The sequence below is a fragment of the Leucobacter rhizosphaerae genome (assembly GCF_022919175.1).
Taxonomy (GTDB): domain Bacteria; phylum Actinomycetota; class Actinomycetes; order Actinomycetales; family Microbacteriaceae; genus Leucobacter; species Leucobacter rhizosphaerae.
In genome coordinates, this window is the sequence record NZ_CP095043.1 from 2,043,303 (window position 1) to 2,067,981 (window position 24,679).

Annotated in this window: 20 protein-coding genes; 5 read left to right on the forward strand and 15 right to left on the reverse strand. The window is 71.4% G+C overall.

Annotation, left to right across the window (positions count from 1 at the left end; all coding sequences use genetic code 11):
* Positions 1–26 precede the first annotated feature (26 nt).
* From MUN76_RS09405 to MUN76_RS09445, 9 genes are all read right to left on the reverse strand, one after another.
* Positions 27–1,037, reverse strand: coding sequence for a substrate-binding domain-containing protein (locus MUN76_RS09405; RefSeq protein WP_244684185.1), 1,011 nt, complete (start codon positions 1,035–1,037; stop codon positions 27–29).
* A gap of 79 nt (positions 1,038–1,116) precedes the next feature.
* Positions 1,117–2,028: an NAD(P)-dependent oxidoreductase gene (locus MUN76_RS09410; protein WP_244684186.1), complete on the reverse strand. Its 912-nt coding sequence runs from the start codon at positions 2,026–2,028 to the stop codon at positions 1,117–1,119.
* The gene (locus tag MUN76_RS09415) at positions 2,025–2,855 is read right to left on the reverse strand and encodes an HpcH/HpaI aldolase family protein (protein ID WP_244684187.1); all 831 of its coding nucleotides are present in this window, start codon (positions 2,853–2,855) and stop codon (positions 2,025–2,027) included. Before MUN76_RS09415 ends, MUN76_RS09410 begins: the two co-directional genes overlap by 4 nt.
* Positions 2,852–4,801, reverse strand: coding sequence for a 3D-(3,5/4)-trihydroxycyclohexane-1,2-dione acylhydrolase (decyclizing) (gene iolD, locus MUN76_RS09420; protein WP_244684189.1), 1,950 nt, complete (start codon positions 4,799–4,801; stop codon positions 2,852–2,854). Before iolD ends, MUN76_RS09415 begins: the two co-directional genes overlap by 4 nt.
* A gap of 103 nt (positions 4,802–4,904) precedes the next feature.
* Positions 4,905–6,383, reverse strand: coding sequence for an aldehyde dehydrogenase family protein (locus MUN76_RS09425; protein WP_244684191.1), 1,479 nt, complete (start codon positions 6,381–6,383; stop codon positions 4,905–4,907).
* 172 nt (positions 6,384–6,555) lie between these two features.
* The gene (locus MUN76_RS09430; protein WP_244684193.1) at positions 6,556–7,614 is read right to left on the reverse strand and encodes a LacI family DNA-binding transcriptional regulator; all 1,059 of its coding nucleotides are present in this window, start codon (positions 7,612–7,614) and stop codon (positions 6,556–6,558) included.
* 97 nt (positions 7,615–7,711) lie between these two features.
* Positions 7,712–8,500, reverse strand: coding sequence for a TIM barrel protein (locus tag MUN76_RS09435; protein WP_244684195.1), 789 nt, complete (start codon positions 8,498–8,500; stop codon positions 7,712–7,714).
* Between the two features lie 2 nt (positions 8,501–8,502).
* The gene (iolG, locus tag MUN76_RS09440; RefSeq protein WP_244684197.1) at positions 8,503–9,564 is read right to left on the reverse strand and encodes an inositol 2-dehydrogenase; all 1,062 of its coding nucleotides are present in this window, start codon (positions 9,562–9,564) and stop codon (positions 8,503–8,505) included.
* 299 nt (positions 9,565–9,863) lie between these two features.
* Complete coding sequence (locus MUN76_RS09445) at positions 9,864–10,922, reverse strand: LacI family DNA-binding transcriptional regulator (RefSeq protein ID WP_244684199.1); 1,059 nt, start codon at positions 10,920–10,922, stop codon at positions 9,864–9,866.
* Positions 10,923–11,132: 210 nt separating this feature from the next.
* On the opposite strand from MUN76_RS09445, the gene MUN76_RS09450 reads away from it, so the two are divergent.
* From MUN76_RS09450 to MUN76_RS09465, 4 genes are all read left to right on the forward strand, one after another.
* On the forward strand, positions 11,133–12,386 hold the full coding sequence (locus tag MUN76_RS09450) for a Gfo/Idh/MocA family protein (protein ID WP_244684201.1): 1,254 nt from the start codon (positions 11,133–11,135) through the stop codon (positions 12,384–12,386).
* The gene (locus MUN76_RS09455; RefSeq protein WP_244684202.1) at positions 12,383–13,384 is read left to right on the forward strand and encodes a sugar phosphate isomerase/epimerase family protein; all 1,002 of its coding nucleotides are present in this window, start codon (positions 12,383–12,385) and stop codon (positions 13,382–13,384) included. Before MUN76_RS09450 ends, MUN76_RS09455 begins: the two co-directional genes overlap by 4 nt.
* A 337-nt stretch (positions 13,385–13,721) precedes the next feature.
* Positions 13,722–15,581: a histidine kinase gene (locus MUN76_RS09460; protein WP_244684204.1), complete on the forward strand. Its 1,860-nt coding sequence runs from the start codon at positions 13,722–13,724 to the stop codon at positions 15,579–15,581.
* Positions 15,569–16,243: a response regulator gene (locus MUN76_RS09465; RefSeq protein ID WP_244684206.1), complete on the forward strand. Its 675-nt coding sequence runs from the start codon at positions 15,569–15,571 to the stop codon at positions 16,241–16,243. Before MUN76_RS09460 ends, MUN76_RS09465 begins: the two co-directional genes overlap by 13 nt.
* On the opposite strand, the gene dacB is transcribed toward MUN76_RS09465, so the two are convergent.
* The 4 genes from dacB to MUN76_RS09485 form a co-directional block, all read right to left on the reverse strand.
* On the reverse strand, positions 16,240–17,898 hold the full coding sequence (gene dacB, locus MUN76_RS09470) for a D-alanyl-D-alanine carboxypeptidase/D-alanyl-D-alanine endopeptidase (protein WP_244684207.1): 1,659 nt from the start codon (positions 17,896–17,898) through the stop codon (positions 16,240–16,242). The genes MUN76_RS09465 and dacB overlap by 4 nt on opposite strands.
* A complete protein-coding gene (locus tag MUN76_RS09475; protein ID WP_244684209.1) occupies positions 17,895–19,100 on the reverse strand; it encodes a serine hydrolase domain-containing protein in 1,206 nt (401 codons plus the stop codon). Before MUN76_RS09475 ends, dacB begins: the two co-directional genes overlap by 4 nt.
* A gap of 145 nt (positions 19,101–19,245) precedes the next feature.
* Positions 19,246–20,289, reverse strand: a complete 1,044-nt coding sequence (locus MUN76_RS09480; protein WP_244684211.1) for a Gfo/Idh/MocA family protein — start codon at positions 20,287–20,289, stop codon at positions 19,246–19,248.
* Between the two features lie 71 nt (positions 20,290–20,360).
* Complete coding sequence (locus tag MUN76_RS09485; RefSeq protein ID WP_244684213.1) at positions 20,361–21,794, reverse strand: sugar porter family MFS transporter; 1,434 nt, start codon at positions 21,792–21,794, stop codon at positions 20,361–20,363.
* 105 nt (positions 21,795–21,899) lie between these two features.
* Between MUN76_RS09485 and MUN76_RS09490 the strand changes: the two genes are divergently transcribed.
* Positions 21,900–22,664, forward strand: coding sequence for a sulfite exporter TauE/SafE family protein (locus MUN76_RS09490; protein WP_244684214.1), 765 nt, complete (start codon positions 21,900–21,902; stop codon positions 22,662–22,664).
* A 62-nt stretch (positions 22,665–22,726) separates the two neighbouring features.
* On the opposite strand, the gene MUN76_RS09495 is transcribed toward MUN76_RS09490, so the two are convergent.
* On the reverse strand, positions 22,727–23,599 hold the full coding sequence (locus MUN76_RS09495) for a sugar phosphate isomerase/epimerase family protein (protein WP_244684216.1): 873 nt from the start codon (positions 23,597–23,599) through the stop codon (positions 22,727–22,729).
* Between the two features lie 48 nt (positions 23,600–23,647).
* Positions 23,648–24,664: a Gfo/Idh/MocA family protein gene (locus MUN76_RS09500; RefSeq protein WP_244684218.1), complete on the reverse strand. Its 1,017-nt coding sequence runs from the start codon at positions 24,662–24,664 to the stop codon at positions 23,648–23,650.
* Positions 24,665–24,679 lie beyond the last annotated feature (15 nt).

The window sequence follows — 24,679 nt, forward strand, 5'->3', positions numbered from 1 at the left end:
CTGGTCGAGTCAGCGTGCCGGGACGCTTACTCTGCCGAATCCTTGAACTGTGCGGCAACGCTCTCGGCGTTGTCGGCGTTCACGACCGCGGGACCGGTGAGCACTGCCTGGCCGCCGCCGAGCACGTAGCCGCCCTCGGTGAAGAGACGCACGGCCTCGACGCTGGAGTAGCCCTGCAGGAACGGCTGCTGGTCGATGCCGAAGAGCATCGTGCCGTCCTTGATCGCCGCGTAGACGTCGGCGTTCAGGTCGGTGGTGGCGAGCGTCGCGCTGCTGCCGGCGTCCTTGATCGAGTCGAGGGCCGTCATGGCGAACGGGGCGCCGAGCGTCAGCACCGCGTCGATGTCCGCGTTGGTCTGCAGCTTCGAGGTGATGGTCGAGGCGACGTTGGTCATGTCCGTGCCCTGCACGTACAGCACCTCGGAGGTGCCCTCGAAGGTGTCGGCGAGACCCTCGCAGCGAGCCTCCAGGCCGACGTGGCCCTGCTCCTGGATCACGCAGATCGCGCGGGTCAGACCGGCCTCGTTGAACTGCTCACCGGCGGCCTGACCGGCGATGAACTCGTTCTGCCCGAAGTGCGCGAGCACTCCGAGATCCTTGAACGCATCCTCACCGGCGTTGATGCTGAACACCGGGATCCCGGCGTCGACCGCCTTCTGCACCTCGCCGGCCATGGCGTCCGACTTCGCGAGCGTCACGACGATGCCGTCGACGTCCTGGTCGACCGCCTGCTGCACGAGCTGCGCCTGGCGCGCGCCGTCCGGATCCGAGCTGTAGAGCAGTTCGACGTTGTTGCGCTCGGCCGCCGTCTCGGCACCGGCGCGGATCGTGTCCCAGAACGTATCGCCGGGGGCCGCGTGCGTGACGAGTGCGACCTTGATGGGATCGAGATCCGCCGCGGCCTCACTTCCACCGCCACCCGCAGCGCCGCCGCCGGCGCCCGCGGGGCTGCCGCAGGCCGCGAGGAGCAGCGCTCCCGTCGCTGCCAGACCGGCGATCCCGGCCTTGATCCAACGTCCCTTACCTGACTTCAACATAGTTTCACTCCGTCGTGTTATTGAACTAATGTCGTTACAAAGCTTGCGCTTACTTTTTACAGTACCGTAACTTTCACGGTCAAGCGAAATTTCCGGTAAAAGTTGGATAACGACCCTGCAACACGTTCGCGACGGCTTCCGCCGCCATCTGGAAGGTGGCCGCCATGGCGGCCTCGGACAAGCCGGAGGTGTGCGGGCTGAGGAGCACCCGCGGGTCTTCGGCGAGCGGGTGCGTGCGGATCGGCTCCTCGGAGAAGACGTCGAGACCGACCCCTTCGAGCAGCCCCTCTGCGAGCCCCCACTCGAGCGTATCGGTCGACACGAGCTCGGCACGGGCGCAGTTCACGAGCACCAGCCCCGGTCGTGCCGAAGCGAGCACCTCGCGTCCGATGAGTTCGCCATCGCCGCCGGGCAGGTGCAGTGTGAGTGCGTCCGCCCGACGCACCGCCTCCGCGAGCGTCACGTTCTCGAACACGTCGGACTGCACGAAAGGATCGTGCACGAGCACCTCCATGCCGAACGCCGCCCCGAAGTCCGCCACGATGCGACCTATGCGGCCGTAGCCGATGACGGCGAGCGTCGTTCCGAAGACGTCGCCCGGCACCGGAACGGGATCACGCCCCCAGTGCCCCCCGGCCACGAACGCGTGCGATTGGGGCACCCGCTTGACGAGCGCGAGGAGCATGGCGAACGCCCCCTCGGCGACGGCCCGGGCGTTGCTGCCCGGCGTGGTGGCGACCGGGATCCCGCGCTCCGCGGCGGCCTCGAGGTCGACCCGCTCGACCCCGACGCCGGTGCGCGCGATGATCCGGAGACGCGGCATCCGGTCGAGGAGCGCCCGGTCGACGTCGAACGCCGCGCGCACGATCGCCCCCTCGGCCTCGGCAAGATCGGCGACGGTGGGGTGCGGCTCGAACCGGGCATCCGCGCCGAGGAACGGGAGGACGAGCGCGGGATCGACCGGGCCGAGCCCCACAACGAGCGCGGTCACGGGGTGCGCTCGTCGGGGCGCGGGATCGCGGCCCGCACGGTGGCCGCGAGCAGCGTCGCGTCGGAGCCGATCGCGATGAACCCGAAGCCGCGCTCCCGGTACGCCTCGGCTCCGGCGCGGTCGTTGGTGAGGATCCCGGCGACCGTGCCGTGCGCCCGGCACGCGGCGACCACCCGGTCGAGCGCGTCCTGGAACACGGGCTCGTCGAAGCGGCGCGGCACGCCCAGCGCGTAGCTCAGGTCCTGCGGCCCCACGAAGAGCACGTCGGCCCCGGGGGTCGCGGCGATCGCGTCGAGCTCCGCCAACGCTCCGACGGTCTCGATCTGCACGATGCCGACGGCGCGGTCGTTCGCCGCGTCGAGCGCGGCGACCTCACCGCCCCACCGCGCCGCCCGGTTGTAGGTCGCGACACCGCGGTCGCCCTCCGGCGGGTAGAGCCGGTGCCGCAGGGCCGCAGCAGCCTCCGCGGCGCTCGAGATGCGCGGCAGCATGACGCCGGCGGCCCCGGCGTCGAGCACCCGCCCGACGCGGATCCGCTCCGGCTGCTCCACGCGCACGAGCGTCGCGGTGCCGTACGCCCCCGCGGCCGCGCAGATCGCGCCGACCTGCGACTCGTCACCGCCGCCGTGCTCGAGGTCGACGAGCACCCAGTCGAGCCCGGCGGAGGCGCAGACCTCCGCTGCGGTCACCGAGCCGAGGCCGAGAAACGTGCCGACGGTCGCCTCGCCCCGCCGGAAGCGCTCGCGAAGCGCGCGGCCCGGTGCGAGCGGGCCGGGAAGCGCGGCGGCACTCTGGCCAGCAGCCGGGCCGACACCCGAGCCGCTCACGCGTGCCACCGCTGCTGGGCAAGGCCCTCGCCGTACTCGGCGAGCTTCGCGGAGGTGTCGACCCGATCCCAGACCTCGGCCGGCGAGACGTCCCACCACACCTCCGACGACGGCAGATCTGCGTGTGGGATCGTGGGCACCACGATCACGACCGGGCCGCGGATGTCGCGGGTCTCGGCGAGCGCCGCGCGCACCTCCTCGGCCGTGGTGGGCGTGCGCACCTCGGCACCGAGCCCCGCGGCGATCTGCCCGAGGTCGATCCGCAGGTAGTCGCCCTCGAGGCGCCCGGCGTCGGAGCCCGCGAGGGATCCCTCGCCGTCGCGGTACCGGAACTCGTTGCCGAAGTGCTCGCCCGTGCGCCACATCTGGAGACGGCGGATGACCTGGTAGCCGTGGTTCTCGGAGACGACGACGGTGAACGGGATCCGCTCCTGGGCCGCCGTCACGATCTCGGTGGGCATCATGACGAACGTGCCGTCGCCGATGAACGCGGTGATGCGGTGTTCGGGATCGGGATCCGCGAGGCGCACCCCCATCGCGGCCGGCAGCTCGTACCCCATGCACGAGAACCCGAACTCGAGGTGCGCGTGGCGCGCGTCGGTGGCGTCCCACACTTTCTGCAGGTCGCCGGGCGGGCCTCCCGCCGCGGCCACGATCGTGTCGCCCGCGCGAGCGTGCTCCTGCATGAGTCCGATGAGCTGGCCCTGGGTCAGGATCGCGTCGGTCACCGGCAGCTCCGGGTGATCGGCGCGGGGGAACGGAGTGTCGGGATCCAGCGCCGCGGCGCGCACCGGCAGCCACGCCTCGCGCGCCGCCACGACGTCTGCCGCCCAGGCCTCGGGCACCCGGTACTCGCCGAGCTCAGCGGCGAGCGCCTCGAGCGCCAGGCGGGCGTCGGCGATCACGGCCGTCGCCCCCTGCTTCACGGCGTCGTGCTCGACGAGGTTGATCGACGCGAAGCGCACGCCGGGGTGCTGGAAGAGCGACTGCGACGCCGTGGCGAAGTCGGTGAGCCGGGTTCCCACGTGCACGATGAGATCGGCGCGCTCGGCCAGGCGGTTCGTCGTCGGGGATCCCTCGAGCCCGATCCCGAACACGCTCCACGGCCCGTCCGCGGTGACCGCACCCTTGCCCGCGAAGGTCTCGCTGATCGGGAGGCCCGTGCGCCGGCCGAGGTCCGTGAGCGTCTGCTGCGCGTCGGCGTAGAGGACCCCGCCGCCCGCGATCACGAGGGGCCGCTCGGCCTGACGGATCAGCGCGGCGACCTCCGAGATCTCGCTGGCATCGGGCACGCGGCGCCGGATCACCCAGTCCCGCTCGGCGAAGAGCTCGACCGGGTAGTCGAAGGCGTGGGACTGCACGTCCTGCGGAAGCGCGAGCACCACGGCACCGGTCTCCTCGGGGTTCGCGAGCACCCGGAACGCCTGGGGCAGGGCCGTGAGGAGCTGCTCGGGTCGCGTGATGCGGTCGAAGAAGCGCGACACGGGGCGGAACGCGTCGTTCACCGTGACGTCGGGGGTGCCCGGCAGATCCAGCTGCTGCAGCACGGGGCCCTGCCGCCGCGTCGCGTAGGTGTCGCCGGGCAGGAGGAGCAGCGGGAGTCGGTTCACCGTGGCGAGCGCGGCCGCGGTGACGAGGTTCGTCGCGCCCGGACCCACCGAGGCGGTGACCGCGAGCGTCTGGCGACGTTTTGTGGCCTTCGCGAAGCCGGTCGCCAGGTGCCCGAGTGCCTGCTCGTTGCGACCCTGCACGAACGGCAGCGCGTCGGCGTGCTCCGCGAACGCCTGCCCGAGGCCGGCGACATTGCCGTGCCCGAAGATGCCGAGCGCGGCCGGCACGAAGCGCCGCCGCTCCCCGTCGGCCACGGTGTGCTGTGCGGCGAGGTACCGCACGATCGCTTGTGCGACCGTGAGTCGCACGGTCTCGCCTGATGTTCCCTGAACCATGTCGGTCAGCTCCTTCGTTGTTCTGCGTTCTTCACTCACTCGAATGCGGTGTTTCGCCTACTTCGCGGTCTGCGGAGCGATGGGTCAGATGAGCCTCCGGCCCCTAACTGTGCAACACCACCGTCTTCACCTCGGTCATCTCCTCCACCGCCGACCGCACCCCTTCCTTCCCGTACCCGCTTGCCTTGAACCCGCCGTAGGGCATGAGGTCTGCCCGCCACAGCGGGGTCCAGCCGAGGTGCACACTGCCCGCGTCGATCTCCCGCATCGCCCGGATCCCCTCGGCGAGGGTGCCGCCGAACACTCCGGCGGCCAACCCGTACGGGGTGCCGTTGGCGGCGTCGATCGCCGCGTCGAACGAGTCGACCGTGGTGACGGCGATGGCGGGACCGAAGAGCTCCTCCTGCGCGATCGCCTGGGACGTGTCGATCCCGGTCACGATCGCGGGCGCCACAAACGCGCCGTCGCGCTCCCCACCCGTGAGGAGCCGCCCGCCCTCGGCGACGGCCTGCGCAACGCTGCGCTCGACGCGCTCCGCCTCGCCCGCGGTGATGAGGGGACCGAGGGTCGTGCCCTCGGCCGAGGGATCCCCCATCCGGATCGCCTCCACGAGGGGCGTGAGGGCGTCGAGGAAGTCCCCCTCGACCGCGCGGTGCACGACGACGCGCTGCACCGAGATGCACACCTGCCCCCCGTTGACGTAGCCGCCGAGCGCCACGGCAGCGGCGGCCTGCGCGATGTCGGCGCCCGGCAGCACGAGCGTCGGCGACGAGGCGCCGAGTTCGAGCGACAGCTTCTTCACGCCCGCGAGCGACGAGATGCGCTCGCCGACGGCCGTCGAGCCGGTGAACGAGATCTTCCGCACCCGCGGATCCCGCACCAGCGCGTCACCGATCGCGGCGCCGGAGCCCGTGAGCACCGAGAGCACCCCCTCGGGCAGGCCCGCCTCGACGAAGACCTGCGCGAGTGCGAGCGCCGTCAGCGGTGTCGCGCCCGCGGGCTTGAGAATGACCGCGTTGCCGGAGGCCAGGGCCGGGCCAACCTTGTGCAGCACCAGCAGCGCGGGGTAGTTGAACGGGGTGATCGCCGCGACGATGCCGACCGGCTGACGCAGCGTGAAGCCCACCTTGTCCTGCCCGGTGCCCGGGTTCGCGTCGAGCGGCAGGCTGTCGCCGTAGAGCTGCGTGCCCTCCTGCACCGAGAGGCGGATGATCGCGCCCGAGCGCCGGGCCTCCCCCAGCGCTTCGGCGAGGGGCTTGCCGTTCTCCGCGGAGATCGTGGCGGCGAGCTGTTCGGCGCGCTCGTCCGCCAGCGCAGCCGCGCGGAGCAGGATCGCGGCGCGCTCGTGGGCCGGGGTGCGGCGCCAGACGGCGGCGCCCCGCTCGGCTGCCCTGATCGCGGCCTCGACATCCGCCGTGTCGGCCGCGGCGACCTCGCCGACGGTGCGGCCATCATAGGGCGAACGGATCTCGCGCCGCGCACCCGAGGCGGACTCCTGCCACTCCCCGCCGATCAGCAGGCCGTAGCTGCCGTGTTCGCCGGTGCTGCTCGTGCCCGTGCCGTCTGCCGTTGCCGCGCTCATGCGTCCGCCCTTCGCCGTTGATTTGGACCGGTCCAAATTGTACGCATGTTTCGTCGCGCGCGTCAACCATGCCTGTGCGACAGAGGTTGCGGCGACGACGGTGTGGGTGACGGTGATGGTGGGGGCAGCAGCGGTCGCGACGGCCGCGGGCACCGCGGCGATCCGGCTGCGCTCAGCGCGCGAGCGAGGAGCCGCGCACCACGAGGCTCGGCGGGATCAGCACCTCGCCGATCCGGCCCGCGACGCCCGTGCGATCCGCCGACGCGTCGAGCATCGCCTCCGCCGCGACCCGCCCGATGCGGCGGTTGTCGGGATCCACGCTCGTCAGTGAGATGCGCGGGATCGCCGACAGCGTCGTGTCGTCGTACCCCGCAACGCGGCAGCCCTCGGGCACCGACACCCCGGCCGCCTCGAGCGCGGTGATGACCCCGATCGCGGTCAGGTCGTTCACCGCGATGATCGCCTGCGGCAGCCGGTCGCTCGCGAGCAGCCGCCCGACGGCCCGCCGCGCCCCCGCCTCCGTGAAGTCGGCGCGCTCGACCCAGGCCTGCTCGCCGAAACCGCGCGCCGCGACCGAGGCCCGGAACGCCGCCTCCCGCGACGCGGACACGGTGCCGCCGTCGCCGCCCACGAACACGAGGCGCTCGACCCCCTGCTCGGCCAGGTGCGCGACCACCAGATCGAGACCGGCGTGGTCGTCGCTCCGCACGGTGGCGACGACGTCGTCGGTGGCGTCGATCGCACTCGCCACGACCGTCGGGATCGTCGCGGTGAGGTCCGCGAGCTCGGCGAAGCCCGGGATCGTGCCGACGGTGATGAGGCCCGACGGGCGCAGATCCCGCAGCACGGCGATGTTGTCGCGATCCAGCACCGACGACCCCCCGCCGTCGTCGACCTGCGCGCTCACGATCATGGTGCGCTGCCCCGCCTCCGCGAGACGGGCCTTCGCCGCGCCCACGATCTCTGCGAAGAGCGGGTTGTGGAGGTTCGAGACGAGGATCGCGACGAAGTCGCGCCGACCCGCCGAGAGCGACTGGGCGACGAGGTTCGGGCGGTAGCCGAGGCGCTCGGCCGCGTGCAGCACGCGCCTTCGGCGTTCTTCGCTCACATTCTCGCCGCCGTTGAAGACGAGCGAGACGAGGGACTTCGAGACCCCGGCCTCGCGGGCGACATCGCGGATCGTAGGGGGTCGGGTCGGAGCGGTCTCCGACACCTCTGCCCGCTCCGTCATCGCCCCTCCTCGCATCAGGATCATCCTATGACGCGGGTGTCACGCGCGCGTGTCGTGGCGGGGCGGTGGGTGGATCGGGTGGCTCGGACTGTATCGCCTACGCGTCGACCGCCGCCGAGAACGCCGACGCGAACGCGTCGAGTGCGGCGTCCGGATCCCCGCTCGCCCAGCCCTCGAGCCCCACGACGCCGTCGTAGCCCAGATCCCGCAGCGCCGCCGCGACGGCCTCGTACCGGATCTCACCCGTGCCCGGCTCGCATCGGCCCGGCACGTCCGCCACCTGGATCTCGCCGATCCAGGGCAGCGCCTCGCGCACGAGCTCGACGAGGTTCCCCTCCCCGATCTGCGCGTGGTAGAGGTCGAGATTGAGCCGCAGCCCCGCGCGATCCACCCCGCGCACGAGCGCGAGGGTGTCGGCGGCCCGCGCGAACGGGGTGCCGGGGTGGTCGACCGCGAGGTTCAGATTCTCGAGCGTGAACACCCGCCCGGCCTCCTCGGCGAGCTCGGCCAGGCTGCGCAGCGTGTCGGCGGCGCGCACCCAGTCCTCACCGGTGACGTCCGTGCGCGGCACCACGGGGAGCCCATCGGAGTCGAGGCCCGTGCCGTGCAGATTGAGCCGCGGCGCGTCGATCATCTCCGCGGCGCGGAGCGATTCGCGGGCAGTGGCGAGGATCTCTGCGCGCCCCTCGTCGCTCGTGAGATCCCCGCGCAGGTAGCCGGTCATCGAGGAGAACGTCGCACGGGTGGCCGCGAGCGCGGGGAGGTCCTTGGTGCTCCAGTCCCAGATCTCCACTTCGAAGCCGCGCTCGTGGAGGCGTGCGACGCGCTCCACGAACGGGCGGTCGACGTAGAGCATCTCGGCGCAGGCGGCGAGTCGGATTCCCATGCCTAGGCTCCCGCGGTGCGGTTCGCGGCGAGATCCGGTGCGGCGAGATCCGACGAGCCCAGATCCACCGCGACGGCGACACCCTCGGTCGCGGAGCGCTGCGCGGCATCGGCGAGCACGAGTGCGGCGCGGCCGTCCTCGAAAGTCGGGCTCGTCGACGCCTCGCCGCGCACGAGCTTCACGAACTCGCGCAGCTCGGCCGAGTAGGCCTCGGCGTAGCGCTCGAGGAAGAACTCGCCGTACGCCGGCTTCGCCTCGACCGCCTGGGCGGTCGACAGGCTCACGAGGCTGGTGGGTGCGTTCGCGACCTGGAGCATGCCCTGGCCGCCGAACGCCTCGATGCGCTGGTCGTAGCCGATGGCGCTGTGGCGGGAGTTCACGATCGTGACGACCGCCCCCGAGGCCGCCCGGAGCGTCGTGACCGCGGTGTCGAAGTCGCCGTGCTCGCGGGCGCCGGGATCGAACGCGCGGGTGCCCGTGGCGTGCACCTCGACGATGTCGTCGACGAAGAAGCGGGCCATGTCGAAGTCGTGGATGGTCATGTCGCGGAAGATCCCGCCCGAAATCTTCACATAGTCGGCCGGGGGCGCGGCGGGGTCGCGGCTGATGATGATGAGCTGCTCCAGCGCGCCGATCTCGCCGGCGGCGACGCGGGCGCGGGCACTCGCGAAGTCGGGGTCGAAGCGGCGGTTGAAGCCGAGAGCGACCGGGATCCCGAGCTCGGCGATGAGCGGGCGGAGGGCGTCGACCCGCTGGATGTCGAGGTCGATGGGCTTCTCGCAGAGCACGGGAAGGCCCGCGCGCACCGAGGCCTCGATGAGGTCGACGTGGGTGGGGGTGGGCGAGGCGACGAGCACGGCGTCGATCTCGCCCGAGGCGATGAGCTCCTCGGCGGACGCGGTGGCGGTGCCGCCGAAGCGCTCTGCGACGGAGCGCGCTCCGTCGATGAAGGGGTCGGCAACCCAGGAGAGGGTGGCGTCGGGCGCCGCGGCGATGCTGGCGGCGTGCACCTGGCCGATGCGTCCGGTGCCGATGAGTCCGAAGCGGACGGGTTGCTGCGTCATTGCGGTTCCCTTGCGTGGTGTTGGGCGCGGGCGGGGTGATCGTGAGGATCGTGTTCTGTGACCCGCCAGCGCCGATTCAATTGATAAGACAATAGGTCTATTGTACGACGCTTCGGGCTCCCCGCGCACCCCCGATCTGCGGCCGTCCCGCACCTTCCCGCACCTTCCCGCACCTCCCCGCGCCGTCCTCCCGGCGACCTCCCCGCGTGAGCGATTTCTGTTGGAGGTGCGGGTTTCCCCACCAGAAATCGCTCACACTCCCCGGGCTGCCCGTCGGCCCGGCCCGCCCGCCCGCGGGCTCAGCGCGCGGGCGGCACCGTCGAGGCGCGCTCCACCAGCCTCGGCACGAAGCGCATCGACACGGGCCGCTCGGCCCCCTCGATCATCGAGACGAGCGTGCGCCCCGCCTGCTCACCCACGTGCCGCGAATCCCCGCTCACCGTCGTCAGCGACAGGAGCGCGTAGGCCGCGAGCGGCGAGTCGTCGTACCCGACCACCGAGAGCTCCTCGGGAAACGCCCGCCCGGCCGCCCGCGCCGCCCCGATGACCCCCACGGCCATGGGGTCGTTCACGGCGAAGACCGCGGTGGGGGCGTCGATCGCGCCGGCGGTAGGTCGCTCCGCGGTTCGGGATCCCGCCCACAGCTCCCCCGCCACCGCCCGCGCCGCGGCCTCGCTCGTCTCGGCAGCGCGCACGACGTTCGGCTCGAACCCGAGCGTCCGCATCTCGTCCGAGTACCCCCGCTCCCGTTCCCCTGCACTGGCGCCCGGCCCGGAGACGCAGGCGATGCGGCGATGCCCGAGCCCCGCCAGGTGCCGCACCGCGAGCCTGCCGCCCTCGGCCTCGTCGCTCGCGATGACGGGGACGGCGGGGTCGGTCCCGGACCCGGCACCACGCCCCGCGACATCGTCTCCACCGAGCGCGCGCGTCCCGAGCACCACCGCGGGCACACCGAGTCGACGCACCGCCTCCGGCGACGCCTCCCCGGCCAGCACGACCCCGTCGACGCGGAGCGCGCGGAACACCGCGATCGGGTCGAGGCTGAGGTGCGCGTTGAGCCGGGTGTCGGCCACGCTGAGCGAGTACCCGCCGGAGGCGAGCGACTCCCGCAGCCCGGCGAGCGCCTCAACGAACCACAAGTTCGCGAAGTCGTCGATGACGACCCCGACGCTGCGCGTGCGGGTTCCGGCGAGCCCGGCGGCCAGTCTGCTCGGGGTGTAGTCGAGCTCGCGCATGGCGGCGAGCACCGCCTCTCGCCGCTCGGCGCTCACGCGGGGCGAGTCGCGCAGCACCAGCGAGACGAGCGACTTCGAGACCCCGGCGCGCTCCGCCACGTCGTAGATCGTGGGTCGTTTCACGCGCACCTCCGCTCGATCGTTCGCCGCAGCGACAGCGCGGCGATCCCGACCCGAATCTACACTGCCGTCGCGCTCCGAGGAGGACCACGGATTCATATTGACAGGACAAAGTTCGCGGACTACCGTGATCCGTATTGGAGCGCTCCAACGCACGCACCGTCGCGCAGCGCGCCCCGACCCTCCCCGTAATGACGCCCCGAAAGGATTCCCGTGACCGCATCACTCGGTGTCGCCGTGATCGGCGCCGGCATGGCCGGTAAGGCCCACGCCGCCGCCTACCGCGCCGCACGCACCCTCTACGCTCCCGTCCTTCCCGAGATCCGCCTCGTCGCGATCGGCGATGTCTACGCCCCGCTCGGCGAGGAAACCGCGCAGCGCTTCGGCTTCGAGCGCCACGTCGCCGACTGGCGCGACATCGCCGCGGCCGACGACATCGACGTCGTCAGTGTGGTCGTCGCGAACGCACTGCACCGCGAGATCGTCGAGGGCCTGCTCGCCGCCGGCAAGCACGTGCTCTGCGAGAAGCCGCTGAGCGACACCATCGAGGACGCCCGCGCCATGGCGGAGTCCGCACGGATCGCCGCCGAGTCCGGCACCCTCGCGCGCATCGGCTTCAGCTATTTGCGCGCGCCCGGGATCGCGTTCATCCGCCGCCTCATCGATGACGGCCGCCTCGGCGACGTGCTCCACTTCTCCGGACGCTACTGGACCGACTACGCGTGCCGCCCCGACACCCCGATCAGCTGGCGCTACCAGGGTCCCGCGGGATCCGGCGCGCTCGGCGACGTCGGCAGCCACCTCAGCTACATCGCGGAGTACCTGTGCGGGCCGGTCCGCGAGGTCTCCGGCGGCCGCTTCCACACGTCGATCACCGAGCGCCCGAAGCCCGTGGGTCAGGTCGTCGGGCACGGCGGTGGCGCGGTCAGCGACGAGACCGCCCCCGTCACCAACGACGACTACGCCACCTTCAACGCCGCCTTCGAGCGCTGCGTCGGCACGATCGAGGTGTCGCGCGTCGCCGCGGGGCATCCGAACGACCTGTACCTGGAGGTCTTCGGCTCCCAGGGCGCCGCGCGCTGGTCGCAGACGAACCCGTCCGCGGTCGAGGTGATGCTGCACGACGGGCAGGCCGATCTCGCGGGCTACCGCACGATCCCCCTCGGGCCCGCGCACCCCCACTACACGGGCGGCTGGGCCATGGACGCACCCGGCGTCGGCATCGGCCAGAACGACCTCTTCGTGCACCAGGCTCGGGCGTTCCTCGAGGAGGTCGCGGGAATCCCCGCCGCCGAGTCGCTGCCGCGCTGCAAGACCTTCGACGACGGCGTGCACAACATGGAGTTCCTCTCCGCGGTCGCCGAGTCGGCGGCGAGCGGATCCTCCGTCGCCGTGCCGAGCGCCGCGCCCGGATCCAGCGCCGCGCCTGCCCCCACTACCGCACCCGACCAGGAGGCCACCCGATGAAGCTCGGCGTCTACAACGCGATCCTGCACGACCGCACCCTGCCCGAGGCGATCGAGGTCGTCGCCGGTCTCGGCCTCACCGGGATCGAGCTCAACTCCGGCGGCTTCCTGCCGTCGCTGCACATCCCGACGTACGACGAGATCCTCGAATCCGATACCGCGCGCGATGAGTACCTCGGCCAGTTCGCGGGCACCGGCGTGGAGATCGCGGGCCTCAACTGCAACGGCAACCCGCTGCACCCGAAGCCCGCCATCGGCGACGCGCACGCGAGTGACGTCCGGCGTTCGATCCGGCTCGCCGAGCGTCTCGGGCAGGATCGGGTGGTCACGATGTCAGGGCTGCCCGGCGGCGAACCGGGTGCGACCACCGTGAACTGGGTCGTGAACGCTTGGAACTCGGCGGCGCTCGACGTGCTCGACTACCAGTGGGGCATCGCCGCGGACTTCTGGCGGGAGATCGACCGTTTCGCGGCCGACCACGGGGTGAAGGTGGCGCTCGAACTGCACCCGCAGAACCTCGTGTTCAACTCGGCGGACGTGCACAAGCTCATCGAGCTCACGGGCGCCACCCACGTCGGCGTCGAGCTCGACGCCTCGCACCTGTTCTGGCAGCAGATGGATCCGGTGGCGGTGGTGCGCCACCTCGGCGAGCTCGTCTTCCACGCCGCCGCGAAGGACGTGCGGGTGAACCCCGAGACCGCCGCGCTCAACGGCGTGCTCGACAACAGCTTCCGCCGGCTCGGGCCCGACGAGCCGCGCACGAACCTGGGCGGCGACGAGTGGGCGAACGAGTGGCCGACGCCGTCGGCCTGGGACTTCGTCGCACTGGGCAAGGGGCACGGTACGGCGTTCTGGACCGAGTTCCTGCGGGCGCTGCGCGAGGTGGATCCGGAGATGTGGGTGAACATCGAGCACGAGGACGTCTCGCTCGGCCGGATCGAGGGGCTGGAGGTGGCAGCGCGCGTGCTGCGCGACGCCGACGCCGAGCTCGGAGGCTGACGGGGGCCGCTGCGGCCAGCACCTCCCTTCGATGGGGTGTGAGCGATTACTGTGGTGAATGTCTCTTTCTTGGCCGGATATCGCTCACACGACTGCGCCGCCCCGGGTGTGTGAGCGATTCCGGTTGCGAAAATCTCGTCCTTGACCAGAATTCGCTCACGCCACCCCACCCATCCCGGGGGTGTGAGCGAATTCCGGGCGAACTCCCGCAGGTTTCAGCAGAAATCGCTCACGGAAGAGAGCCCCAGCAACACCGCACCGGGGTCACAATTGCACCAGGTCCCTTGAGCGCGCGGCGCCCCCGGCCCTAGGCTCTCCCTGAGGTGACCCCATCGCCATGACTCCAGCCCCAGGACCGACCCGAAGCCCCGGGCCGACGCCCACCCCCGCACCGCCCCGCATGCCGACGCGCCTGCGCACGGGCGGCGGCGCATCGTTCCGAGCCGCGCTCCTGCTCATCGGCCTCTTCGCGCTCACCCTCGGCGGCCTGCAGCTCGCGGCCGGCGCGGCCCCGGAGTCGCCGACACCGTTCTGGATCCCGGTGGCGTTCACTCTCGTGTACGGGATCTGGGCCGCAGCCGGGATCATCGCGTGGTGGCGCCGTCCGCAGAGCGGCACCGGCGGGCTCCTGCTCGTCGGCGCGGTGGCCATGTTCTTCGCCGGAGCGGGCAATCTGGGGCTGCCGGTGCTCACGGGGCTCAGCACTGTGTTCGCGACGACCGTGCTCGCGGTCACCCTGCACCTGCTGCACGCCTTCCCCTCGGGCCGCCTGCAGGGGCGCCTGTCGAAGCTCACCGTGGCCGTCGGCTACGCCGTGACCCTGGTGCTGCAGATGCCGCTCTACCTGCTGCCGCCCGAGCAGACGACGCTGCACACGGTGGCGTCGTGGGTGCAGAGCGTCGTCGGATTCGCCGTGATGCTGCTCACGGCGGTGATCCTGCTCGGGCGACTCCGCTCGGCGGACCCGAGCAACCGCGGGGTGCTCCTGCCGGTGTACGCGACCGGGATCCTCGCCGTGATCATGCTCCCGCTGTCGGCGAACTTCATGCACCTGCTCCCCGTCGACCCCGAGGCCACCGGCGTGGTGCAGCTGATCGTGCTGGCCGCGATCCCGATCGCCTTCCTGCTCGGTGTGCTGTTCGGCCGCTTCACGCAGACGGCCGAGGCCGACGCGCTGAGCGCCTGGCTCGGCAGCCCGGGCGCCGCCCAGACCGCCGCCGGGCAGGTGCTCGCGAGCTCTCTCGGCGACGACTCGCTGCGGCTCGCCTACTGGTCGGACGAGCGTCGCGTGTTCCTCGATGAAGACGGGGTCGAGGTCGACGTCCGGGCGCAGGTGCCGCCGCGGCGCTGGGAGGAGGTCCGGGTGGAGGCGCGGCTCGTCGGCGCGATCAGCTACGACGAGCGCATGATCGCCGACCCCGAGACGGTGCGACGCGCGGGACGGGTCTTCGCCCTCGCGGTCGACCGCGAACGGCTCACCGCCGCGCTGATGGCGAGTCACGAGGAACTGCTGCTCTCGCGGCTCCGGATCGTCGAGGCCGCCGACCTCGAGCGCACCCGGATCGCCCGCGATCTGCACGACGGCCTGCAGGTGCAACTGGTGCTGCTCGCGCTCGAGGCCCAGCAGATCGCGGCGGCCGCGGAGGCTGACGGGCCCGATGCGGGGTCCGGATCCGGATCCGCCCCATCCGGATCCGCCCCAACCGCAGCCGCGACCACCGCCCCCACCACCGCAGCCGCCGCCACCGCCCTGCGGCACCGCCTCGATGACGCCGCCGCCGACCTGCGTCGGCTCGTGCACGCCGTGCTGCCCCCGGCCCTCGTCGAGCGCGGCCTCACCGTCGCGGCCGAGGACCTGGTCGACCGACTCGACATCCCGGCGACCCTCACGAGCGACATCGGCGATCTCCCCCTCGCCCCGGTCACGGCCCAGTCGGCCTACCTCATCGTCGCCGAGGCGCTCACCAACACCGTCAAGCACTCGGGGGCGAGTGCGGTGGGCGTGGAACTCACCCGACGCGACGGCACCCTCCAGCTGCGGGTGCGGGATGATGGCTGCGGCGGGGCGACGGTGCGGGGGAGCACGGGGCTGAAGGGTCTCGCCGACCGCGTCGACGCGCTCGGCGGATCGTTCGAGCTGGTGTCCCCGCGGGGAGCGGGGACGGAACTGAGAGTGGAGCTGCCGTGCGGGTCGTGATCGGGGAGGATGAGGTGCTGCTGCGGGAGGGCCTCACTCACGTACTGGAGAACAACGGCGTGGCGGTCGTGGGCGCCGTCGGCACGGCGAGCGAGCTCGAGGTCGAGGTCGCGCGGCTCGCACCCGACCTCGTCATCACCGACATCCGGATGCCGCCCACGCACACCGACGAGGGGCTCGTCGCGGCGCTCCGGATCCGCCAGGCTCACCCCGAGGTGGCGGTCGTGGTGCTCTCGCAGTACGTGCAGCGCCGCTACGCCACCGATCTGCTCGCGCAGCGCGAGGGCGGCGTGGGCTACCTGCTCAAACAGCGGATCGCGGACGTGCCGACCTTCGTCGCCGACCTGCACCGCGTGCAGGCGGGCGGCACGGCGCTCGACCCCGAGGTCGTGGCCGTGATGGTCTCCCGGGCCCGCAAAGCGCTCGGCCCGGTGGGTGATCTCACCCCGCGGCAACGCGAGGTGCTCGGGCTGATGGCGGAGGGGCGCAGCAACGCCCACATCGCCGCCCGGCTCGGCACCTCCGAGAAGGCCGTCGTGCAGCACACCTCGAACATCTACGGCGCCTTCGGCCTGCCCGTCGCCGCCGACGACCACCGCCGGGTGCTCGCGGTGATCCGCTACCTCTCCGCCGCGGGCGGCATCGACAGCCCCGCGCTCTAGTACGCCTGCTGGATCAGCGCCGCGACCTTGCCCACGTCGTCATTCGCCTGGAAGACGCCCTGGATATCATCGGCGAAGCCCTGGTTCACGATGATAGTGAAAGCGAGATGGCGGCCGCCCTCGGTGTCCATCACTCCTCCCAGGGTCTTGGTCACCAACCGGAACCGATCGTTGAAGGGGTCACTACCGAGCAGTGTGCCGGTCTTGGCGAACACCTTCCCCGCGGCGGGGCTGTCTTTCTGCACGTCGGCGAGCGATCCGTCGACGCCCAGGATCGGCATCGTGTCGCGCCAGGCCTCGGCATCCGGCCGTTTCGACATGATCGTCTGGATCTCAACAGCGTTCTCCGGGGTGATGAAGTTGCCGGCGAGCCCCGAGCCGTCGACGAGCGAGGCCCCGAGCGTGTCGAGACCGGCATCCGCCCAGATCTGCTGCGCGACCGCCAGGCCCTTGCCGCACTCCGTCTCCCCCGCGTCGGCGGCGAGCCGACAGATCAGCGTCTGCGCCCCGCGGTTGTAGCTCACCTTCATCACGTAGGTCGCTTCTTCGGAGAGCGGCAGCGACTCCAGCTCCGCCACGGTCGGCAGGGCCTCCACCGCGGCGGCATCGCCGAGCCCCGCGTCGGAGTTCGGCCGCACGGGGTCGACCGACACCGCGACCCCCGCGCGCTCCAGCGCCTCGATGAACGCCGTGCGCGCGAATGTCGCGGGATCCGGAAGCTCGTAGATCTTCAGCGATGGATCGCTGTCGGCGTTGATCGTGCCCTCGACGACGATGGTCGTCGGGTCATCGTCGGACACCGCCGGATCGCTGATGTGGGTCTCCGCTCCCGGCGCCACCGTTTCCACCTGGAGATCGAGCTTCCACGGGGAAACGACCGGCGTGAGTGCTCCGGTTGCGGGCTCCCCCTCGGCACCCGGCGTGATCAGGATGTCGAGGATGTTCTGGTTGATCACGATCGGGGTGACGGGTTTGCCGTCGAGGCTCCCGGTGAACAGCCGATCGTCGATCACGACGTCGCCGGAGACCGCGGTGATCCCGGCGGCCCTCACCTGCTCCGCCAGCTCGTCGAGCCCGGCGAGCGGATCCCCGGTCGTCAGCGTCGCGCCCGGAAGCGGGTTCGCATCGTTGTGATCGAGGTTCGTGAAGTCGACGGTGCCGTCCGCCTTCGTACGGCCGCCCATGGTGAGATCGCCCTGCGCCACGAGCACGAGATCGCCCGCGAGCGTGCCGCCGGAGACCGCGCCCGACTGCTTCACGGGGGTCGTGACGGTGTGATCCGGCCCCCACTGCACCCAGGCCGCACCGGCGCTGTAGGTCTTCACGAACGAGCCCGGCTCGGCGAGCTTGTCGCCGTCGAGGTCGATCAGCGTCTCGCCGGTGTCGAGGTCCTGCACCGAGATCAGCCAGCGGCCGCTCGCGAACTCCGGCTGGTTCATCACGTCCAGTGCCGCGTCCGGCAGGCCCGGTACGTCGGTGATCCGGGATCCCGCATCGCCCGCGGCGCTGGTGGGTCCGAGCCCCGGAGCCCCCGGGCTGCAGCCCGCGACGAGCGCGGCGACCGCGATGACGGCGCCCGCGCTCACCACCGCGGCGGCGCCCGGGCCGCGCCCGCGCGCGCGGCGAGTCGACGCGGCGCGGGATCGGAGGATCACTGGCCCGAGCCGGTCTCGAGGACTGCGGCGAGCGCGCGGAAGGCCTGGTCCGCGGGGTGGGCGGCCGGGTTGTTCGACTCGTTCATGTACACGACGATGTTCGCACCGGTCTCGGTGTTGTGGAACGTGGCGGCGGTGAAGCCGAGTCCCTCGCCGTTGTGCCCGAACCAGTCCCCCGTCTCGCCCATGCCGACCGCGTAGCGATCGTAGGGCGGCGTCGGGATCGGGTTGCCGAGCGCCCGCAGCTCCTGGGTCTCGGGCAGCAGCAGCGCGCCGGTGCCGAGCGTCTCCGCCCACACCCGGCCGTCGTCGAGCGTGGAGAACATCGATCCGGCAGCGCCCAGGATCGAGGGGTTCTCGGGCTGCGGCGTGGCCTCGCCGTTCTCCACGAAGTATCCGACGGGGTGCGGTTCGGCCCAGTCGGAGACGTCGGTGATGTACGCCGTGCCCGTCTGGCCGAGGGGCTCGAGGATGCGCTCGTTCAGCACCTCCGCGTAGGGCTTCCCGGTGACCTCCTCGATGACGGCGCCGATGAGGTTCGTGTTGGCGTTGGTGTAGCGGTACTCCGCGCCGGGCGCGAACTGCGGCTCGAGGCCGACCGCGAAGCTGTTGAGCTCCTCGAGCGTGTACACCTTGTCGGGATCCTTCTGGAACTCCTCGAGGAACGCCTCGTTGACGTAGTCGCCGTTGCCGCTCGACATGTTCGCGAGCTGCAGCAGCGTGATCTGGTCGCCGTTCGTCACCCCGTCGACGTACTGGTCGATGGTGTCGTCGAGGCTGAGCTCGCCCTCGTCGGCGAGCTGGAGGAGCATGGTCACGGTGTACGACTTCGTGATGCTGCGAATGGGCCACTGCATGTCGGTCGTCACCTCGAGGTCGTTCTCGATGCTCGCGAGGCCGGCAGCGGTGGTCCACGATCCCTCGCCCGGGATCCAGACGCCCGCGGCCGCGCCGGGCACCCCGTACTCGGCCATGACCTCGTCGAGCGCGGCCTGCAGTTCGCCCTGCAGGTCCTCGGGCAGCTCGCCCTCGGGCGCGGCCGGCCGGGTGACCGTCGCGGTCTCCGCGCTCGCGTCGCCGCCGCTCGTGTCGGTGTCGCCGCTCGCGGGTGACGTGCACCCCGTGAGGAGCAGACCCGCGGCGGCGAGCAGTGCGACGCCCGCCAGCCGGATCGGTCGCACGGTGTCGGTGTGGTGCAGCATGGTTCATCCCCCCGAACGAACAGAGACACGCAGAGTCGCGGCTCACCGTTCAGAATCCCGGGCCGGCGTGGGCGACGCAATAGACCTGGGTCCAGCTCGCGCGGGATCCCAGTGCTCGCGCCGGTTCCGCGGGGTCACGATTCGGTTACGCCCGGGGCAGAACCCCCTCACCGAGCCCCGTGCCCTCGCCGCGCACCGCGCTCTCGCGCGCCGCGTCGAGCACGGCCACCGTGTGCAGCGCCTCGGCGAGCCGCACCGAGGGCTCGCGTCCGTCGGCGATCGCGGCGTGCAGGTCCCGATAGAACTCGGTGTAGTCGCCGCGCGCCGAGGGCACGGGCTCCCGGCCGTCCCCGACCGCCAGCACACCCCAGCGATCCTCGCGCTCGACGCCCCACTCGGGGGCCGTCGCCGGGTGCAGGCCGGCAGCGAGCTGCTCGACCTGCACGTCGCGCATGTGCGACTCGTACGACCCCTCGCGTCCGATCACGATCATTCGGCGGTCCTCGCGCCGGGCCGCCTTGCTCGCCGACACCGTGGAGAACACGCCGCCCACGTGGTGCAACCCGAGCACAAACCCGACGTCGACCCGAGCATCGCCCGCGCCCACCCAGTCCAGGTGCGCGTCGACCTGCTCCACCGGCCCGAAGAGCTGGGTGAGCTGATCCACCACGTGCGCGCCGAGATCCCGCAGCAGCCCGCCCTCGGGCCCCTGCTCGAGCACCGAGCGGTCGTCCTGCTCCAGGGCGAAGTCCGCGCGCCACACCTCGCCCAGCCGGCCCGAGGCGAGCACGCCTCGCAGCGTGACGAGGTCGGTGTCCCAGCGCCGATTCTGGAACACCGTCAACGTGCGGTCGGCGCGCTGCGCCGCGGCGATCAGCTCGCGCGCCGTGTCGGCGTCGGGCGCGAACGGCTTGTCGGCCACCACGTGCACGCCGCGCTCGAGCGCGCAGAGCACGAGCTCGCGCCGCGTCTCCGGCGGGGTCGTGATCACGACCGCGTCGACGCCCGCATCGATCAGCGTGTCGAGGGAAGCGAAGACCGGGGTGTCCGGCAGCGCCGCCGCGACCTCGGCGATCCGCTGCGGCGAGCGCGCCACCACCCCGACGAGCTCCCACTCCGTCGCCGCCTGGATGTAGGGCAGGTGGAACACCCGCCCGCCCACACCAAATCCCACCAATCCGATCCGCATCCCTGCCCCTTCTCGCTCGCCCGGCCCAGCACCACCGAGCCGCGACGCCCTTCGCGACGCCCCGCTCGGCCCTACCGCTGAGCGTAGATGACGCCGGTGGTGACATCCTCCTCGAGCGCCTCCAGCGTGCGCCCGCGCGTCTCCGGCACCCAGCGCCACACGAAGAGCAGCGCGATCACCCCGACCGCGGCGAAGAGGAAGAAGGTCCCGGTGATCCCGACCGCCTCGACGAGCGACAGGAAGTACAGCGACAGGAACCCGTTGCTGATCCAGAGCATGAACACGGAGACCCCCATGCCCAGCCCGCGCATGTGCAGCGGGAAGATCTCCGAGAGGTACACCCACACCGCGACGTTCAGGAAGGTCTGCATCGATCCGACGAAGACCACGACGAGCACGAGGATCACGTACGGGCGGATCGGGTTGCCGACGGGAAGCAGCATCGACGACACCCCGATGAGAAGGTGGCTGACGGTGGTGAGGGTGAAGCCCGTGATAAAGGTCTTCCGCCGATCGAAGCGATCCATCATGGCGAGGGCGATGATCGCACCGACAACGGCAATGACCCCGGGCGCGATGTTGGCGATGAGCGCCGCGCTCTCGTCGAAGCCCGACTCGACGAGCACGGTCTGGCCGAAGTACATGATCGAGTTGATGCCGGTGAGCTGCTGGGCGATGCCGACCCCCATGCCGATGAGCAGGATCTTGCGCAGGTTGCGGTTGCGGACGATCGCGCGCCAGCCCGATGCGTGCCGCTGCTGCTCGGCGCGCGCGTTCGCGGTGAGCTCGGCGAGTTCGGCATCGGCGCGGGCCTCGGAGCGGACCGAGCGCAGCACGGCGAGGGCCTCGGTCTCGCGGCCGCGATCCACGAGCCACCGGGGCGACTCGGGCATTCGCAGCATGCCGAAGAACAGCACGATCGCGGGGATCGCGCAGATCGCGAACATGATGCGCCACACACCGTCGAGGTGTCCCAGGGTGTTGCCGATGATCGCGTTGATCACAAACGCGGCGAGCTGCCCGACGACGATCATGAGCTCGTTGCGCCCCGCGAGCGATCCGCGGATCTCGTACGGCGCGAGTTCGGCGAGGAACACCGGCACCACGGTCGAGGCACCGCCGACCGCCAGACCGAGCAGCACGCGCCCGGCGACCAGCACGCCGAGTCCCGGTGCGGCGACCACCAGGACGGTGCCCGCGAAGAACAGCACGGCGAGCAGGATGATCGATGTACGGCGCCCCCAACCGTCGGAGAGACGGCCGCCCGCCATGGCTCCGAGCGCGGCGGCGAAGATGAGCGAGCTCGTCGCCACCCCCTCGGTGAAGGCGTTGAGGCCGAGCTCCGCGGCCATGGGCCGCAGCGCCCCGTTGATGACCCCGGTGTCGTAGCCGAAGAGCAGGCCGCCGAACGTCGCGATGAGCGCGACCACACCCAGCCGTCGCCGATGCGGGCCATCAGTGAGCGGGGGCAGCGACGGCGCGCGTCCCGTGGTCTGTGCGGTCATCCTGACTCCCTCGTCCCGCGCACCGGATCGGCCACGCGCTCCCGCGAGCCTAACAATGTCCTATCAAAAGGACAAACTCCGGTGCCGAGGGCGTAGGGTGGTCGGGTGACCTCCCTGCTGCCCGAGCTTCCCGCGTTCGCGTGGGCGCTGCTCGGGCTCGCCGCGGTGATCGTCGGGTTCTCGAAGACGGCGCTCCCCGGCATCAACACCGTCTCGATCGCGATCTTCGCCGCGCTCATGCCGGCGCGCGAGTCCACCGGCGCGCTGCTCGTGCTGCTCATCGTCGGCGACATCTTCGCCGTCTGGTCGTACCGCGCCCACGCGAGCTGGCCCACGATCCTGCGTCTCGCACCCGCGGTCGTGGGCGGCATGGTGCTCGGCACCGTGTTCCTCGCACTCGCCGACGACGGGTGGGTGCGCCGTGTGATCGGCGGTATCCTGCTGATGGTGGTGCTCTTCACGGTCTGGCGCCGCTGGATCTCGCAGGGCCGCGGGGCCGGAGCGAGCGCCCGGGGCAGCCGGGCGGCGAGCATCGGCTACGGATCCCTCAGCGGCTTCACGACCATGGTCGCCAACGCGGGCGGCCCGGTGATGTCGATGTACTTCCTCGCCGCGAGGTTCCCGGTCAAGGAGTTCCTCGGCACCGCGGCCTGGTTCTTCGCGATCATCAACGTCGCGAAGCTGCCGTTCTCGGTCGGCCTCGGCCTCATCGACGGCGGCAGCCTGCTGCTCGACGCCCTGCTGATCCCGGGGGTCATCGCCGGAGCCTTCGCGGGTCGCTGGGTCGCCGGGCGCGTGCCGCAGCGGGTGTTCGAGTCCGCCGTGCTCGTGGTCACGGTGCTCGGCGCGCTCTACCTGCTGCTGTTCTAGCGGTAGCCGATCAGGCGCCCCGACCCGGCGTCCGGGTCAGCGCCGGCCTATTGGGTGCGGGATCAGCCCCCGGCCACCAGCTCCCGAAGTCGCTGCAGCTGGAACTTCGACACCTCGTCGGCGTACTCGTCCTCCGCGAACACGTTCGACACGATGAGCGCGTCGGGGCGATCCAGGTACCCGGTCGCCCGGAGCGTCCCGAAGAGCTCCGCCCAGTCCACGTCGCCGTCGCCGATGCGCAAGTGCTGGTGCACCCGCACCGCGTTGCCGGGCGGGTTCGTGATGTAGCGCAGCCCGTTCGATCGCGTGTGGTCGAAGGTGTCGGCGGCGTAGACGGCGCCGAGCCGATCCCCGATCTCGGGGAGCAGTGTCGCCGCGCGATCGCCGTAGTGGAACGTGTGCGAGCCCACGTACACGAAGCCGACCTGCCGCGAGTTGAGGCCGCGGATGATCCGCCAGGCCTCGAGCCCGTCCTCGACGAAGTCGTCGGGGTGCGGATCGAAGTTCAGCGTCACGCCCTCGCGCTCGAGCACCGGGATGAGCGCTTCCATCGAGCGGTAGAAGGCGTATTCCGACTCCTCCTCGCGCTCGGGGCGCCCGGAGAACTCGGTATTCACGATCGGCGCCTCGAGCTCGGCCGCGATCTGGATGTACCGCGTCGTGTTGAAGATCGCGGCCTCCACCTGGTGCGGCTCCGGCCCGCCGAAGCGCTGCACCGGCAGCACCGAGGTGATCGTCACCCCAGCGTCCTTCGCACGTTTCTTCAGCTGCGCGATGAGCTCGCTGTCGAGCTTCGGATAGTGGAAGTGCCGCCCGAAGTCGGGGTTCGGCGTCAGCTGCAGGTACTCGTAGCCGAGTCGCGCGACGTGATCCGGGATATCGAGCAGCCGGATCGAGTCGTTGTAGGGCGTGGGGTCGAGGGCGATGCGGACCATGCGGGCACTCCTTCGCGGGGTGAGGATCGTGGGGGCTGAGGCTCGTGCTTACGCGTAGAAGGCGGGCCGCTCGGGGGCCAGGACGGGCACGATGCCGCCGTCGTGCAGCGCGCGCACCCCCGCCTCGCAGGAGAGGGCGACGAGGTAGCCGTCCCAGGCGTTCGGGCCGTCGATGAGGTCGCCGCGGCGCACTGCATCGACCCAGCGCTGGATCTGCGCGTCGTACGCGGTCGCGAAGCGGGTGGTGAAGCTCTCGTGATCCTTCACGCGGAAGAACCCCGCGTCCCAGCGCTGCAGTCCCGACGGCTGCCCGATGCGGGCGATCCCGCGCTCGAACACGGCCTCGGTCGCGACCTGGTAGCCGAACTGCACGCTCACGTTCATCTCGACGTCGACGAGCACACCGTTCTCGAGCTCCATGATCACGAGGATCGGCTCGCGGAGGCGCTCGGGGGCGAGCGAGTTGCGGCGCGGGTGCTTCACCTCGACGCTCACGATCGGCGATCCCGCGAGCCACGGCACCACGTCGAACTCGTGCACCACCGAGTCGGTGATGAGCATGTCCTCGGTGTAGGTGTCGGGCACGGTGGGATTGCGGTGCAGCGCGCGCACCATGAGCAGGTCGCCGCTCTCGCCCGAGGTGACGAGCTCGCGGAGCGCCTGGTACTCCGTGTCGAAGCGGCGCATGAAGCCGAGCTGGATGTGCGGCCGGTCGAGGCGCTGCTCGAGCTCGAGGATCTCGAGTGACGAGACGGAATCCTGCGTGAGGGGCTTCTCGCACAGGATCGGGAGCCCGGCGTCGAGGGCGGGCTTCAGCACGGGCGCGTGGAACTGGCCCGGAGTTGCGATGAGCACCGCGTCCATGGCGCCGGCCGCGATCGCCTCCTCGATGCTCGTGAAGGCGGCGGATCCCGGCGCGTTCGCGGCCGCGGCCGCGGCACGGCCGGCGTCGGGCTCGACGATCGCCGAGACCCGGGCGCCCGAGATGCGGTGGGTGATGCGCTTGATGTGATCGGCGCCCATCATGCCGGCGCCGACGACGGCGATGCGGAGGTCTGCAGTCATGGTTGGATCCTTCGT